Consider the following 13,346-nt stretch of genomic DNA (forward strand, 5'->3'; position numbering starts at 1 on the left):
GGAGCCGGCGCGGACAAGCGCCTCCTGAGACTGCGGTCTGATCAGAAGAATTTCGATGCCTCTGCGCGGAAAAGCAGCCCATGGGGAACCGCGCCGATTCAGAAAGATCACAATTGCTCTCTGACTTGACGCGGCCTACCATTGATTAGGCCGCGCAGGTACCGAGCCAGTTCGATGGCGTTCGCTAAATCTGAGCGGCACAGTTTCACCCGCGTCGATCATGGCAAAGGGATTACAGTCCTTGAGGGACAGTGCGTCCGAGCACTGTCTTGCATGCAAATGATGTCGTAGAGAGAGTCTCGACCAGGCGAGCCGCGTCTCGATGAAAACAGTCGTACCCTTGCACCCGATCGACTCGGTCTTCCTGCCGAAGGGGACGCGACTCAATGGTATCTTCGAGATCGAGGAGATGATCGGCCAGGGCGGGATGGCGCAAGTCTACCGCGCCCGCACGTTGGAGGCCGACGACGCGGTCGCCATCAAAGTCGTCAAGCCGGAGATCGCCCGCGACCAGAGCCTGATGGGCCTCCTGAGGAAGGAAGCCCAGACGCTCAGCAAGATCTCGCACGAGGCCATCGTCAAGCATCTGCTGTTCTCGGTCGACCCGCAGCTCGGGCGCCCCTACCTCGCCATGGAATTGGTGCGCGGGCCCTCCCTCGCCGACCTGATCAAGGATGGTCCGCTCAGCGTGGAGGCCGTCTTCGTCCTGCTGAACCGGATCGGCAGCGGCCTCGACGTGGCGCACAGGCTCGGGATCACGCACCGGGACATCTCGCCGGACAACATCATCCTGCCGCGCTCCGATCCCGGTCGCGCGAAGCTCATCGATTTCGGGATCGCCCGCAATCTCAACGAGGATGAGACCATCATCGCGGATCGGTTCGCCGGGAAGCTGAAATTCGCATCGCCCGAGCATCTCGGCCTGAATGGTGGCAAGGTCACACCGAAATCGGACATCTACAGTTTCGGCCTGACCCTCGCGGCGGCCCTGATCGGGGCGCCGCTGGATCTCGGCGGCACGCAGGTCGAGATGATCCGCCGCCGCCAGAGCGTCCCGGATCTCGGCAAGATCGATCCGCGCATCCGCAAGATCCTGCTCCGCATGCTCCAGCCGGACCCGGCCGAGCGCCCGGATACCATCGCCGACCTGATCGAGACCCAGGAAAGCGGCAGTGTCGTGCAGGCGCGTCGGGCACCCGTCCTGGCGCGGCCCAAGCCGCGGCGGGCGCCCGTCATCGCCACCGCCCTCGGCCTCGTGCTGGTCGGGGGCGGCCTGGCCGGCTGGTACGGCCTGAGGCGGAGCGGCAGCCCGGAGCCGGCCCCCGCCGCGTCAGCCGAGAAGAGCCGCCCCGCCGACCCGAACCCGTTGCTGGCCGATCGACCGGCGGAGACGGTCGGGCCGGGGATCGGGCGGACGGAGGAGCCGCCAGCTCGACCTGCCCCGCAGCAGGAGGCCCGGCGCGAGACTCCGGCCGCCGAACCGTCCTCATCCCAGCAGGGGCTGCCCCAAGGGGTGGCTCCAGGGACGCCTCAGGGTTCGGAGGCGCGTGCGCCCGTCCCGCCCGCGGCCCCGACCGCCAGAGAGACCGAGCCGCCCCCACCCCAGGCGCTCGCTGCCCCTCCGACGCCAGCCCCCGTCGCGACACCCGCCTCCGATCAGCCCCTGGCCCTCGGCCGGAGCAAGCGCGATTGCAGCACCTGCCCGCCCCTCGTCGAGGTACCAGCCGGGAGCTTCAGCATGGGCGGCACCGCCGATCCGAGCGAGAGGCCGGCGCACCATGTCCGCATCCCGGCCTTCCTGATGAGCCGCGGTCCGGTCACGGTGGCGGAGTGGAATGCTTGCCACGCCGCCGGCCGCTGCGAGTTCAGGGCCGAGGGCGCACCGAACCAGCCCGCTGCCAATCTCAGCTGGGACGACGCGCAGCAATATGTCCGCTGGATCTCGGGCGTGACGCAGAAGGCCTACCGGCTGCCAAGTGAGGCGGAGTGGGAATATGCGGCGCGCGGCGGTACGCGCACGCGCTTCTGGTGGGGCGACCAGTTCCGCGGCGAGATGGCGCCCTGCCGCAGCGCCGGCGGCATCCCGCCGGACGCCGCACCAGCGGCCGCCGACTTTCCCGAGAACCCCTACGGCCTGCTCGGTACGACCTGCATCGTCGCGCAGTGGGTCTCCGATTGCTGGCACCGGAACTACCGCGGCGCGCCGGGCGACGGCAGCGCCTGGGGCGCTCCCAACTGCAAGCAGCGCGTGCTCCGGGGCGGCACCTGGCGGAGCCGGGCCGAGACCGAGCGCGTGACGAGCCGCGACTTCTACGACCCGGGCGTGCGCTATCCCGGCAACGGGATCCGCATCGCCCGCGACCTCTGAGCGGGGCGCGAGGGCACAGATCGAGCCTCTGATCCGAGGCCCGTGGAGGAGACGAGCGATGAGAATCCGGGCGGCAGTTTCAGCCGGGTTGCTGGTAATCCTGGGCGGGCCGGCCTCGGCCCAGACGGCGCCCGAGAAGGCGCCGCCCCCTCCCCCGGTGGCGGCCCCGCCGGACGCGGCCCTCTACATCATCGCACCCAAGCCCGGCGCACGGGTGACGAGCCCGGTGACGGTCCAGTTCGGCCTGCGCAACATGGGCGTCACCCAGGCCGGGAGCAGCGCCAAGAATGCCGGCCACCATCACCTGCTCGTGGATGTGAAGGAGCCGGTCGCGGGCGGCGAGCCGCTCCCGGCGGACAAGAACCACCTGCATTTCGGCGGCGGCCAGACCGAGACCCGCCTGGACCTGCCCAACGGCCCGCACACCCTGCAACTCGTCCTGGGCGACGCGCTGCACCGGCCCTTCGTGCCTTCCGTCCAGTCGCAGAAGATCCAGATCACCGTCGTCTCCGCGCAGGCGCTGCGGAAGAAGCGGCGCCCCCTGCGCCACCGGCGGGCCTGACGCGACGAGAACCGTTCGGCTGGACCCGATTCCGTCCTGCCGAACGGCCCCTCACAGCCTGTTTGAGCCGATCGAGCCGGTGTTGATCCGGCTTAGCCCCGCCTCGCACCTCAGGATGAGGCGGATGGGTGGGACGAGCCGGATCTCTGCAGGAGGGTCAGTCGATCCAGCTCGAACAGGCTCTCAATGGTCGGAGATCAGCACGAAATCGACGTCCGCGCCGCCGCTGCCCTTCGACGAGCGACCGAAGCTCAGACTTCCGGCCGCCCGGAGGATCACCTCCTCGCGGCAGATGCGGAATTCGGCGATGCCGGCAGGCCTGACGAAGGTGCCGTTGGTGCTGTGATCGATCAGGATCCACTTGTCCCAGCGTCGCTCGATCGTCGCGTGGCGGCGGGAGGCGAACTCGCCCGGGATCACGACCGAGTTCTCGGCGTGGCGGCCCAGCGTGACGCTCTCGCATTCGGGCCCGAACACCCAGCGCCGGCCGTCGCTGATGATCTTCAGGACACCGGCCGACTCGAACGAGCGCGCCGTGCCGGGCAGATGAAAGATCACCGTCTCGCTGTCCGTATGGGAATGCCAGACGACTTCGACCACGTTGACGTCGTCCCCGAGCCCGCGCGCATGGGCAGGGATGGGGCGCGTCGTCGCACGCCGCAGCGTGTCGAGGTGCTCGATCGCCGAATCGGTGGTGATGATCTGATCGGCCTTGGCCAGCGAGGCGAGGCGGGCTGCGATATTCACCGTGGTTCCGAAGGCGTCCCCATCGCAGATGACGACGGATCCACAATGGAATCCGATGCGGAAATGGACCTCGTCCTTCCTGTCGCTCGACATCCGGCCGACTTCGACGCTGCGGTCTCGCTGAATGGCCACGGCCGCATCGTATGTCGCGAGGGCATCGGGGAAGATTGCCATGATCTCATCGCCGATCGTCTTGATGATACGACCATTGACGGCGGAAATCTTCGCGCTGATCCCGGCCAAGCAGGTCGCTATGACCGCGTGCGCATCGTCGTCGCCGAGATCGCGATAGAGTCGCGTGCTCCCGACCACGTCGCAGAACAGGATGCCGGGCGACGCCTGGGTGTCGATACCCATCTCTCACCCTCGCCATACGTGCAGTGCGGCATAGCTGACGCTGTTTTGCATGGCATTGCAACTGGGACGATCCCTACGGAAGGCGCGATGCAATCCCCAGCTGGCCTGCGATCCGAGCTTTACGGATCCGACGGTTGTCCGGAAATCACTTTTCCTGTGTCGTGGGTTGCGGCAGCGGGCCGCGATCGGCGCTAGACTGATGTCCGGACATCTCGCCTGAGGGCTGTGGGTATGGTTGCCTCCTCACCGCCGCCTTCCTGCCGCTTCATCCGCGAGCTGCTCGAGATCCTCGCCGACGACATCGGCGGTCCCGGCCAGAGACGCGACGAGCGACTGTTCCGCGACCTCGCCGACCTGGAGATGGACGCCGAGCGCTTCGGCGCGGACGAGGCCAGTTGTCGCGTCATCGGGCGGATCCGACAACTCGCAGGCCTGAGCGCCATCGGCGGCCGCATCCTGCCGCCGGAGGTGTCCTGATCCGTCGCGAGCCTCGTCCCAACGGCGCCCCGGCCCCGTCGAGGTCGACACCCGTGGATGTCGGGGCGCGGCTCAGCGTGTCGGCTGGAGCAACGTCTGCTTTCGGCCCGCCGCGGCGGCGGCCTTACCGGCCGCCGCGTAGAGATTCAGGCGGGCATAGACGCCGAAGGCCGAGCCGTCGTTGAGGAAGCCCCCTCCGGGTCCCTGCGTCTCCGTCAGGATCGCGTTGGCCTCTTCCAGGCTCAGCGCGGGAAACGCGGCCGTCAGAAGGTAGCCCGCCTCCGGGGCGAGCCGCCCAACATCCTCGACCGTTCTTGCGGTCTGCGGATGCACGACCGGCAGGCCATAGGTCTGCGTGGCGTTGTAGAGAGCTTCGTTGGCGGCGGGATCGCGGAAGCGCCCGCCATCCGCGGCGGCGCAGGCCGCAACCGCGTCGCCGCAGCCATCCCGCAGGAAGGCGGCGAGGTCGGCGCGCGCGGCCTTCAGCGCCGCTTGGTAGTCGGCGACGGCGACGGCCTCGTTCGTGCCGTGGCTCATCTCGTTGATCACCGCCGGATTCTTGCGGACTTGGCCCACATAGGCCGGGTCGTTGGCGAGCAGGTGGGCGACCGCGTGGAGGGCGACCGCTCGGCCGCCGAGGACATCCATCGCGTAGTGCGCTCCGACGACGATGCGGTTGTTGCCGTACTCGGCGGCCCGCGCGATCATCTGCTGGTAGCGCTCCGGCACCAGGATCGCGAGGATCACGGCCTCGGTATAGCCGTAGGTGGTGTGGCCGCTCGGATAGGAGGGGCTGTCGGTCAGGTTCTGGTTCGGTCCGTGCAGCCAGTCCAGACTGTGGGAGCCGCGGCCGAAATAGTCGTCGCCGCGATAGGCGAACAGCGTCGGCAGGGTCTGGAACGGGCGCGCATTGCCGAAGGCATCGGAGCCCTGGCTGCCGGCCGGCCGACCGTACGCCCTGCCGAACACGTCGGTCACGCCGCCGCGCTCGGTCAGGATCGCCATCGCGGCGTCGGAGACCGGCGCCTTGCCGTTCGTGGTGGCGTTGGCGAAGAAGTACTTGCCGGCATTCGAATCGGACTTGGCGACGTTGTTGGTGTAGCCGAGCAGGTCTTCGACCGATTGCGCCACGTTCGTGAAGGTTTTCGGATCCGTGTACCGGGCCCTGGCCTGATAGATGGCGCCGAGCTTGCTGCCGAGCCCGTCGGCGAGTTCCGCCGCGTTCCCGTCGGTGATGAAAGCGTCGCGCAGGGCGAGTTGGCGCTGTGCCTCCAGAGGCAGCAGGAGCGGCTGAGCCGCCGCGCCGGACTGGATGTCCCCGGTGATCTTGAGGTTGGCGTCGAGGGCGGCGCGCCCGGCCTCGCCGGCCGCCAGAACGCTCACGGGCGCGAGGCCGCGCAAGGCCGTCAGGTTCGGGGCCGACTGGGCCAGGGCCGGAAGCGGCGCGAGCAGGCAGAGGGCGAGCGCCGCGTAGCCAGCGCGCACGCCGCCGATGCGGACCGCGGCGGCGTCCCGCGCGGCTCCCGGTGTCTTCGACATCACGTCCCTCCCTGGATGCGGCAGCGAATTCCGCTCAACAGACCGTGGTCCGGGCGCCGCGTCCAGCCCGAATCCGGAGCCGGACCGCGCTAAGCGCTGAGCTTGTGCGGCGTCGCGCCCGGACCGGTCCGCATCCCGTCGAGTCGGTCGCGCAGCTGCTCGAACTTCGCGCGGGCGTCGAGCCGAAGGGCGAAGACAGGCGCGGCCTCCCGCTCCGCCGCCAGCCGCAGGGAGCTCTCGACCGCCTCGGCCAGGATGCGGCGCGACTTCGCGCCCATGGCCACGGAATTGCCGATGACGAGGGCGGCGCGCCGCGAGGACGGGCCGAGGGCGGCCGCGGATCCGGCTTCCGCTGCGGCCAGGGCCTGCCCCCAGCCCCGGATCGCTCGGGTCAGAAGTGCGTGCTGGTCCATGGTCGGCGACGCACCCGTCAGACGAAGTGGGCGGGCAGCACGGCCGCCTCGGCAGAGCGGAGAAGCGCGGCCACGAGGCCCGCCATCATGGCCCAGGCCAGGATGCGGTCGGTCGCCGTCATGCCCCGGAGCGTCGTCTGCGTCGCCATCGTCCATCCCCGCGTCGTGGCAGCCGTGTTTCGGTCCTGCCGTGAGGACGGCTTATGGGCGGGCGTCATGTCAGGGTGATTGCGCCGATTGTTGCGTCTGCCTCCGCCGACCTGCCGGGCCACGACGCGTCTCCGCCGCGTTGGCCCGACGTCCAGGCAAGAATAGAGCGCGATCCAACGTCGGTGTGGACGGGCACTGCGACGTTACGATAGGCAGTGTTCCTGCAGGGTTGATAGGAAACGCACGAATTTGCCGGACTACATGCGCTCGGCTGGCATCGCGCAACGTGTCTTCGTCGTCGGCGCTATTCCTGTCGCGATCGCGATCCTGATCGCTTTCGCCGCTTGGGCCCTTCTGGTCGAAGCCGAGCGGGCGCGGGACGGGACTGTACTCTCCAGCGAGACGTTTCATACGTTCACGTCGCTCAACAAGGCGCGCGACGATTATATCGGCCGGATCGTCATCGATCGCGAGGCGGCGCGCACGCGCTTCGATCGTCTCGCATCGGCTGCCTCGCGTCAGCTCGATCAGCTCGCGCAGATGGCGCGCACGACAGATCAGGCCCGTCGCATCGGAACCGTCCGGCAGGACCTTGAGGCCCTGACCGATCAGATGCGAGCGCTGGTGCTTCTCGACGGCACGCTCGGCGCGTCCGCCGGCCGGATGGCGAGCCGAGCCGAGACGCTCGTCGCGCTGACCGATGCCGAGCGGCAGCGGCAGCAGGGCGAGAACGGCAGCCTGGTCACGGTGCTGACGAGCAAGGACGCGGCGCTTGAGAAGAACCAGGTTCTGGTCAGCGCGTTGCGCGACCTTCGGGAGGCGATCTCTGCCGTCGAGCTGAACAAGACGCGGATCGGGCGACCGGTCTTCCAGATCGAGTTCGACGAGCTCGACGCCGATATCCGCCAGCTCAATGAGGCCGGGACGCGCCTGCAGGAGGTTCTGCAGAAGCAGGCGCGCAACCCGGAGGCCACCGAGCTGGCGGCCCTCCTGCATGCCTACCGCACCAAGAGCGAGACCGCGGCCGGCCTGAGCCGCGTCATCGCGGAGGGCTTCGAGCTGACCCGGGCCACGCAATCGGGCAACGACCTGATCCTGTGGTGCGACCGGCTGATCCGGGACAACCGGGCCCAGCAGCATCTCCTGCAGACCGAGGTCGGAAGCCTGATCCGCAACTCGGTCTCGTCGAACGAGGCGGAGCTCACGGCGCAGAATCTGGCCCTCGCGGCCCTGCGTCTCGCCCAGCAATCGACCTCGGCGCTCGCCCGGCGCAGCATCTCGGAGGCATCGGCCGCCATCCAGGAGGGGGCCGATCTCGCCCGCCGGGCCCAGACCCTCGCGATGCCGGCGAGCATCCGCGGCGGCATGAGTTCGGCGATCGAAGGCTGGCGCGAGCAGCTCGCGGTAACGGTCGCCAAGCTCGGCGAGCAGAACGCGCTGATCGCCGACATGGACCGCCGCGCCATGCTCATCAGCGACAATGCGCGGGCGCTCAGCCGCGCCTTCATCGACGATGCCGACCGGTTCGGCACATCGATCCGCCGGCTGCTCCTGGCGGGGACCGCCGGGGCCCTGCTCATCGGCACCGGCGCGGTGATCGCCGTCGCCCGCTCCATCACCCAGCCGCTGCGCAGCCTTCAGGCCACGCTGGTCCGGGCGACCACGGACCCGGCAATCGGGCATGTCGCCCTCGCCACCCGGCGGGACGAGCTCGGCGACATCGCGCGCGCCTCGAACGCGTTCCTCGCCGAGCTGAGACGCCGGGAGGAAGGCTGGCGCGACGCGGCCGAGCGGGCCGACGAGGCCTTGACCAAGCTGCGCCAGACACAGGACGACCTCATCCGCGCCGAGAAGCTGGCCTCGCTCGGGCAGCTCGTCGCCGGGGTGTCCCATGAGATCAGCACGCCGCTGGGCATCGCGCTCACCACCTCGACGCAGGTCGAGGCCGATTCGGCGAGCTTCGCGCAGCTTGTCGACGAGAACCGGCTCTCGCGCTCGCGCCTCGTCCACTATGCGGACCGGATGCGGGAGGGGGCCCGTCTGCTGACCGCGAATCTGATGCGGGCCTCCGATCTGCTCTACAGCTTCAAGCAGGTTGCCGCCGACCAGGTGCTGGAAGAGCGGCGGGAGATCGATCTCGGCGCCTGGATCGAGGAACTCCTGAAGAGCCTGCGCGCCCTCGCCCGGCCGGGCCGGCACGAGATCCTCGCGGTCTGTCCCGCCGGCACGATGCTCGACACCTATCCCGGCATCCTCGCCCAGGTTCTGACCAACGCGATCAAGAACGCGATCGACCATGGCCTGCGCGACCGTCAGGGCGGCCGCGTCACGGTGACGGTGACGCCGGGGCGGGAGCGGCTGACCATCGACGTCAGCGACGACGGAGCCGGGATCGAGCCCGACCATCTCGACCGTGTCTTCGATCCCTTCTTCACCACGGCCCGTGCGCGCGGCGGGACCGGCCTCGGGCTTCACATCGTCCACAATCTCGTCGTGAGCCGGCTGGAGGGCAGCGTCGCCATGCAGAGCCATGTCGGGGACGGGAGCCGCCTGCGCCTGCAACTCCCGAGAGCGCTCTCCGCCGAAGCGGAGGCCGGTTCGGCGCAAGAGAGCGCGTCACAACAACGGTTGAGAGCCGTTCCCGGTCGCAACGCGATCGGGAACGGCTCGAGGCATCTCGGCTGATGGCGATGTCCCAGAGGGGCCGCGGCATCCCCGCGCGCGCCCACCGCCTCCTCTCCGGTCTCCTGCTCGGCCTCGCGCTGGCGGCGATGCCGGGCATCGCACGGGCCGCCACCGAGCTTCAGCTCTGGCATTCGCTGGACGGGGCGAACGGCGCGCTGGTGGCGCGCATCGCGGAGGATTTCAACGCCTCGCAGAGCGCCTACCGGGTCGTGACGATCTACAAGGGGCCCTATGCCGAGACGATCAACGGCGGCATCGCCGCCTATCGGGCCGGCGAGGGTCCGCACCTGCTGCAGGTCTTCGAGGTCGGCAACGGCACCATGGCGGCCGCGGTCGGGGCGGTGAAACCCGTCTCCGAGGTGATGCAGGAAGCGGGGCGGGCGATTTCACCGGACGCCTTCCTGCCGGTGATCGCGAGCAACTACCTCGCCCGCGACGGCAGCATGCTGTCCCTGCCCTTCAACATCTCCGCGATGGTGATGTGGATCAACCGTGACCGCTTCCGCCAAGCGGGCCTCGATCCGGACCAGCTGCCGGAGACCTGGCCTCAGGTCTTCGAGGCCGCCCGCGCCCTCAAGCGGGCGGATCCGTCCGGCTGCGCCCTCTCGACCGCCTGGCCCACCTGGGCTCATATCGAGCAGCTCTCGGTCTGGCACGACCGGCCGATCGCGACGCGCTCGAACGGCCTCGACGGCTTCGACACCGAACTCGTCTTCAACCGCGCCCTGCAGGTGGGCCACCTCCAGAACCTCGTCGATCTGCATCGCGCCGGCGTGTTCGAATATGCGGGCCGGACCAACCGCGGCGAGGCCCGCTTCATCGCCGGCGAGTGCGCGATCTTTCTGACCTCCTCGAGCATGTATGGCTCGATCGTGGCCCGTGGCCGGTTCGATTGGACGATCCGTCCGATGCCCTACTATCCGGACATCGTCGACGGGCCGCAGAACGCCATTCTCGGCGGCGGCTCGCTCTACGTGATGCAGGGGAAGACCGCCCAGGAATACGACGGCGTGGCCGCGTTCCTGGCCTTCGTGCTGAGTTTTCCCGAGCAGGCGCTGCTCTATCGCAACTCCGGCTACGTGCCGGTGACCCGAGCCGCCTACGAGGATGCGTGCCGGACCGGATTCTACGAGCGGAATCCGAAGCTGCAGGTCGCGGTCCGGGCGATCATGAACCGCGAGCCCACCCGCAATTCGGCCGGGCTGCGCCTCGGGAACATGCTGCAGATCCGCGACCTCTGGGCGGAGGAGATCGAGGCCGCCCTCGACGGATCGAAATCAGCCCAGCAGGCTCTCGACGACGCCGTCTCCCGCGGCAACGCGGTGCTCCGCCTGTTCCAGCGCCGGACCGCGCGCTGAGGGCTGGACGACGGGAGGGCCTGCGAGCCGCGCTCGGCTGCCGGTCGAGGCGAGCGTATGCCTGATCGGCTGATACGGACTCCGCTTGATCAGAGCGGGCTCCGTATCACCGAGCCCGCGCGGCGTCTGAGCGACGCCCAAATCCGCCATCCCGAAGGGATCAACCGGATTGGGTATGAAACAGGGTCTCAGGATTTCGCCGGGATCGTCCGGCGTGCCCGCTCGGTTGGCGCCTCCGGACGGTTGGGCTCGGACGGCGGGACGCCGAAACGCTCTTGGAGCGTCGGAGTCGGGCGGTCGACGGCGGAGCGGGCACCGGTCCGCAGCACGGCCCGGAGCAGGACGAGATCCTCGGGCTCGGCGAGGCCATCGCGGGAGATGTGCATGCCGGCCTCCTCAGCGCAGGGCCGGCGGGAGGGCGCCGTAGCGGCCGTCGATGGGGATCGAACGGATCGCGCGGGCCGGAGACGCCGCGACGGGTGCCGTGACGGGTGCGGTGAGTTGGGCCTGTGCCGGGCGCAAAGCCGACGCCGCGGGTGCGGGCGCCGCATCGAGGCTCACCAGCAGGCCGAGGGCCGTGGTGAGCGCCGCGCTTGCCGAAGCCAAACCGAGAATGCGGCCCATGGACCCCTCCGACGGACAGACCTTCGCGGGGGCTCCTCCCGAGCCGCCCTCTCCGGAGGCGGGGTGTAAGCGGCCGAGGTCGCGGCCGTGTTGCGTCGGGCCCGATCACACGCGGATCCGAACTGGGAAGTGTTTCGTCGCGGCGAGACCGACGCAACAATCCGGTCCCCGGCTTTGTCCAACGGCGACCGCAATGGTGCCGGCACCCCGATCCTGCGCTCAGAGCAGGGCGACGGCCTCGTGCGGGAATCGGATCGAGAAGGTGCTGCCCAGCCCCGGCCCTTCGCTCGCGGCCTCGGCACGCCCGCGATGCAGTTCGGCGATGCGCTTCACGATCGACAGGCCGAGCCCGGTCGATCCCTCTCCCCCCGTGGGCTTGGCCGAGAGGCGCTGGAAGCGGCCGAACAGGCGCGCGGCGTCCTCGGGCGAGAGGCCGGGCCCGTCATCCGTCACCGCGCAGACCATCTCCCCAGCCTCGCTGCTGACGCGGATCGTGATGGTGCCGCCGACGAAGCTGTACTTGACGGCGTTCGAGACCAGGTTGTCGACGGCCTCGCGCAGGCGCTCGGCATCGCCGCAGAGATACGCCTCGTCCGGCAGGTCGAGGGTCAGGACCTGGCTCTTGGAATCGGCGAGCGGCCTGTTCGCCTCGCAGACTTCCCGGGCGAGGGCGGCCAGGTCGACCGGCTCCCGGCGCAGGGTGATGTCGAGCGCGTCGTTCATCGCGTCCGCCATCAGGCTGTCGATCATCTCGATGAGACGGGTCGCCGAGGTCCGGATATGGGCGACCTGCGTGGCGAGCTGGGTCTTCGGCGCGCTGTCGAAGGCGATCAGGTCCGTCAGCATCTCGGAGCGCCCGAGGATGACCGACAGCGGGTTCTTCAGGTCGTGCGCCACGGTGCCGAGAATCTCGGTCTTGAGGCTGTTGGCGCGGCGCAGGTCCGAGCGCTGCGCGGCAAGGCGCCGGTTGGCGCGGATCAGCTCGGCGGTCCGCTCGACCACCCGCTGCTCCAGGGTGACGTTCGCCCGCTGCAATTGCTCGTAGAGGATGACGTTGTCGAAGGCGATCGAGAGCCGGCTGGTCAGGAGCGCGATGAGTGCCCGGTCGGTATCCGAGAGGGGCCGGTCGGTGTCGATCAGCGCGACGATCTCGCTGCCGCTCGCGGTCTGCACGTAGAGGGTGGACCAATGGTCGCCGAAGCTGTTGCGTCGCTCCTGAAAGGCCACCTCGACGATCGGCTGGATCTTCGGGTCCAGCGGCCAGGGCGGCGTCCGGCCGACATGGTCGCCGTAGAGGCCGGAGCCGGCGAGCACCGAGAAGCGCTGCGCCGGGACATCGTTCTCGCGCAGGACCAGGATCCCCGCGCAGGCCACGTTGAGGAGGGAGGCGACCTGCGTGAGCACGCCCTCCGACAGGCGCTGGAGCGACTTGTGGTCGAGCAGCATCGGGGCGGCGTCGATGATGATCTCCAGGCCGCGCCGGGTATCGTCGAGGCGCTTGAGCTGCTGGTAGGCGCGCAAGGCCGCGGTCAGGCTGGTGAAGAGCTTGTCGGCGGTGAGCTCGATCTTCGCCTTGTAGTCGTTGATGTCGTAGTCGACGATCACCCGGCGCTCCGGCGCCTGGCCCGGCTGGCCCGTCCGCAGGATGATCCGCGCAGTCTCGTCGCCGAGGTCCCGGCGGATGTGCTCGACGAGGCGCAGGCCGGCATCGTCCGTCTCCATCACGACGTCGAGCAGGATCACGGCGATGTCGCGCCGCGCTCCGAGCAGAGCCCGCGCCTCGGCGGCGGAATGCGCCGACAGGATCTCGAGGCCGCGGCCGTCGAGCTCGTAGCCGGCGAGCGCGTAGCGGGTCCCGTCATGCACGGCGGGATCGTCGTCGACGACGGCGATCGTCCAGGGGCCGGCGCGGGGCGCCGTCTCGTCGATCTCGTCCGAAATCAGATGGAGGATATCGTCGTCCATGCTTCCCGCACGCATTCACGATGCAGTCGTCTGTCTGTGAACGGGGATGTTGGTGAAAGATTGACCCCGTGCCGCGGTGTTCAGCAACCTTCAAACAAGAG

General features: G+C 69.2%; 12 protein-coding genes. 5 read left to right on the plus strand and 7 right to left on the minus strand.

Going from position 1 to position 13,346, the window contains the following annotated elements:
- The first annotated feature begins 322 nt into the window (after nt 1-322).
- Nucleotides 323-2,368 (plus strand): bifunctional serine/threonine-protein kinase/formylglycine-generating enzyme family protein, encoded by a 2,046-nt coding sequence (locus tag MET9862_RS00435; RefSeq protein WP_142581130.1) that lies wholly within the window; start codon nt 323-325, stop codon nt 2,366-2,368.
- Nucleotides 2,369-2,426: 58 nt separating this feature from the next.
- Complete coding sequence (locus MET9862_RS00440; RefSeq protein ID WP_142581131.1) at nt 2,427-2,930, plus strand: DUF4399 domain-containing protein; 504 nt, start codon at nt 2,427-2,429, stop codon at nt 2,928-2,930.
- Nucleotides 2,931-3,113: 183 nt separating this feature from the next.
- Here MET9862_RS00440 and MET9862_RS00445 read toward each other — a convergent pair whose 3' ends face one another.
- Nucleotides 3,114-4,034, minus strand: a complete 921-nt coding sequence (locus MET9862_RS00445; protein WP_142581132.1) for an adenylate/guanylate cyclase domain-containing protein — start codon at nt 4,032-4,034, stop codon at nt 3,114-3,116.
- Between the two features lie 231 nt (nt 4,035-4,265).
- Here MET9862_RS00445 and MET9862_RS00450 point away from each other — a divergent pair, with 231 nt between their 5' ends.
- Nucleotides 4,266-4,511: a hypothetical protein gene (locus MET9862_RS00450; RefSeq protein ID WP_142581133.1), complete on the plus strand. Its 246-nt coding sequence runs from the start codon at nt 4,266-4,268 to the stop codon at nt 4,509-4,511.
- A gap of 72 nt (nt 4,512-4,583) precedes the next feature.
- Here MET9862_RS00450 and MET9862_RS00455 read toward each other — a convergent pair whose 3' ends face one another.
- The 3 genes from MET9862_RS00455 to MET9862_RS30385 all read right to left on the minus strand — a co-directional run bounded on the left by MET9862_RS00455 (nt 4,584) and on the right by MET9862_RS30385 (nt 6,612).
- The gene (locus tag MET9862_RS00455) at nt 4,584-6,050 is read right to left on the minus strand and encodes a phosphatase PAP2 family protein (protein ID WP_142581134.1); all 1,467 of its coding nucleotides are present in this window, start codon (nt 6,048-6,050) and stop codon (nt 4,584-4,586) included.
- Nucleotides 6,051-6,139: 89 nt separating this feature from the next.
- Nucleotides 6,140-6,463, minus strand: a complete 324-nt coding sequence (locus tag MET9862_RS00460; RefSeq protein ID WP_142581135.1) for a hypothetical protein — start codon at nt 6,461-6,463, stop codon at nt 6,140-6,142.
- 17 nt (nt 6,464-6,480) lie between these two features.
- Nucleotides 6,481-6,612: a hypothetical protein gene (locus MET9862_RS30385; RefSeq protein ID WP_280178943.1), complete on the minus strand. Its 132-nt coding sequence runs from the start codon at nt 6,610-6,612 to the stop codon at nt 6,481-6,483.
- A 250-nt stretch (nt 6,613-6,862) separates the two neighbouring features.
- On the opposite strand from MET9862_RS30385, the gene MET9862_RS00465 reads away from it, so the two are divergent.
- Together MET9862_RS00465 and ugpB are read left to right on the plus strand one after the other, a co-directional pair.
- Nucleotides 6,863-9,298, plus strand: coding sequence for a sensor histidine kinase (locus MET9862_RS00465; RefSeq protein ID WP_244612499.1), 2,436 nt, complete (start codon nt 6,863-6,865; stop codon nt 9,296-9,298).
- 5 nt (nt 9,299-9,303) lie between these two features.
- A complete protein-coding gene (gene ugpB / locus MET9862_RS00470) occupies nt 9,304-10,656 on the plus strand; it encodes a sn-glycerol-3-phosphate ABC transporter substrate-binding protein UgpB (protein WP_142581136.1) in 1,353 nt (450 codons plus the stop codon).
- 188 nt (nt 10,657-10,844) lie between these two features.
- Here ugpB and MET9862_RS29085 read toward each other — a convergent pair whose 3' ends face one another.
- The 3 genes from MET9862_RS29085 to MET9862_RS00485 all read right to left on the minus strand — a co-directional run bounded on the left by MET9862_RS29085 (nt 10,845) and on the right by MET9862_RS00485 (nt 13,245).
- On the minus strand, nt 10,845-11,042 hold the full coding sequence (locus MET9862_RS29085; protein ID WP_185156700.1) for a hypothetical protein: 198 nt from the start codon (nt 11,040-11,042) through the stop codon (nt 10,845-10,847).
- A gap of 10 nt (nt 11,043-11,052) precedes the next feature.
- Nucleotides 11,053-11,280 carry a hypothetical protein gene (locus MET9862_RS00480; protein WP_142581138.1) on the minus strand — a complete coding sequence of 76 codons (228 nt, stop codon included), beginning with the start codon at nt 11,278-11,280 and terminating at the stop codon, nt 11,053-11,055.
- 219 nt (nt 11,281-11,499) lie between these two features.
- Nucleotides 11,500-13,245: an ATP-binding response regulator gene (locus MET9862_RS00485; protein ID WP_142581139.1), complete on the minus strand. Its 1,746-nt coding sequence runs from the start codon at nt 13,243-13,245 to the stop codon at nt 11,500-11,502.
- Nucleotides 13,246-13,346 lie beyond the last annotated feature (101 nt).

This window comes from Methylobacterium symbioticum, assembly GCF_902141845.1.
Classification (GTDB): domain Bacteria; phylum Pseudomonadota; class Alphaproteobacteria; order Rhizobiales; family Beijerinckiaceae; genus Methylobacterium; species Methylobacterium symbioticum.

Excerpts from the sequence above, each read along its gene's own strand:
- MET9862_RS00440 (WP_142581131.1), top strand. The coding sequence starts at position 2,427 with ATGAGAATCCGGGCGGCAGTTTCAGCCGGGTTGCTGGTAATCCTGGGC.
- MET9862_RS00450 (WP_142581133.1), top strand. The coding sequence starts at position 4,266 with ATGGTTGCCTCCTCACCGCCGCCTTCCTGCCGCTTCATCCGCGAGCTG.
- MET9862_RS29085 (WP_185156700.1), bottom strand. The coding sequence starts at position 11,042 with ATGCACATCTCCCGCGATGGCCTCGCCGAGCCCGAGGATCTCGTCCTG.
- MET9862_RS30385 (WP_280178943.1), bottom strand. The coding sequence starts at position 6,612 with ATGGCGACGCAGACGACGCTCCGGGGCATGACGGCGACCGACCGCATC.
- ugpB (WP_142581136.1), top strand. The coding sequence starts at position 9,304 with ATGTCCCAGAGGGGCCGCGGCATCCCCGCGCGCGCCCACCGCCTCCTC.
- MET9862_RS00480 (WP_142581138.1), bottom strand. The coding sequence starts at position 11,280 with ATGGGCCGCATTCTCGGTTTGGCTTCGGCAAGCGCGGCGCTCACCACG.
- MET9862_RS00435 (WP_142581130.1), top strand. The coding sequence starts at position 323 with ATGAAAACAGTCGTACCCTTGCACCCGATCGACTCGGTCTTCCTGCCG.
- MET9862_RS00460 (WP_142581135.1), bottom strand. The coding sequence starts at position 6,463 with ATGGACCAGCACGCACTTCTGACCCGAGCGATCCGGGGCTGGGGGCAG.
- MET9862_RS00485 (WP_142581139.1), bottom strand. The coding sequence starts at position 13,245 with ATGGACGACGATATCCTCCATCTGATTTCGGACGAGATCGACGAGACG.
- MET9862_RS00445 (WP_142581132.1), bottom strand. The coding sequence starts at position 4,034 with ATGGGTATCGACACCCAGGCGTCGCCCGGCATCCTGTTCTGCGACGTG.
- MET9862_RS00455 (WP_142581134.1), bottom strand. The coding sequence starts at position 6,050 with ATGTCGAAGACACCGGGAGCCGCGCGGGACGCCGCCGCGGTCCGCATC.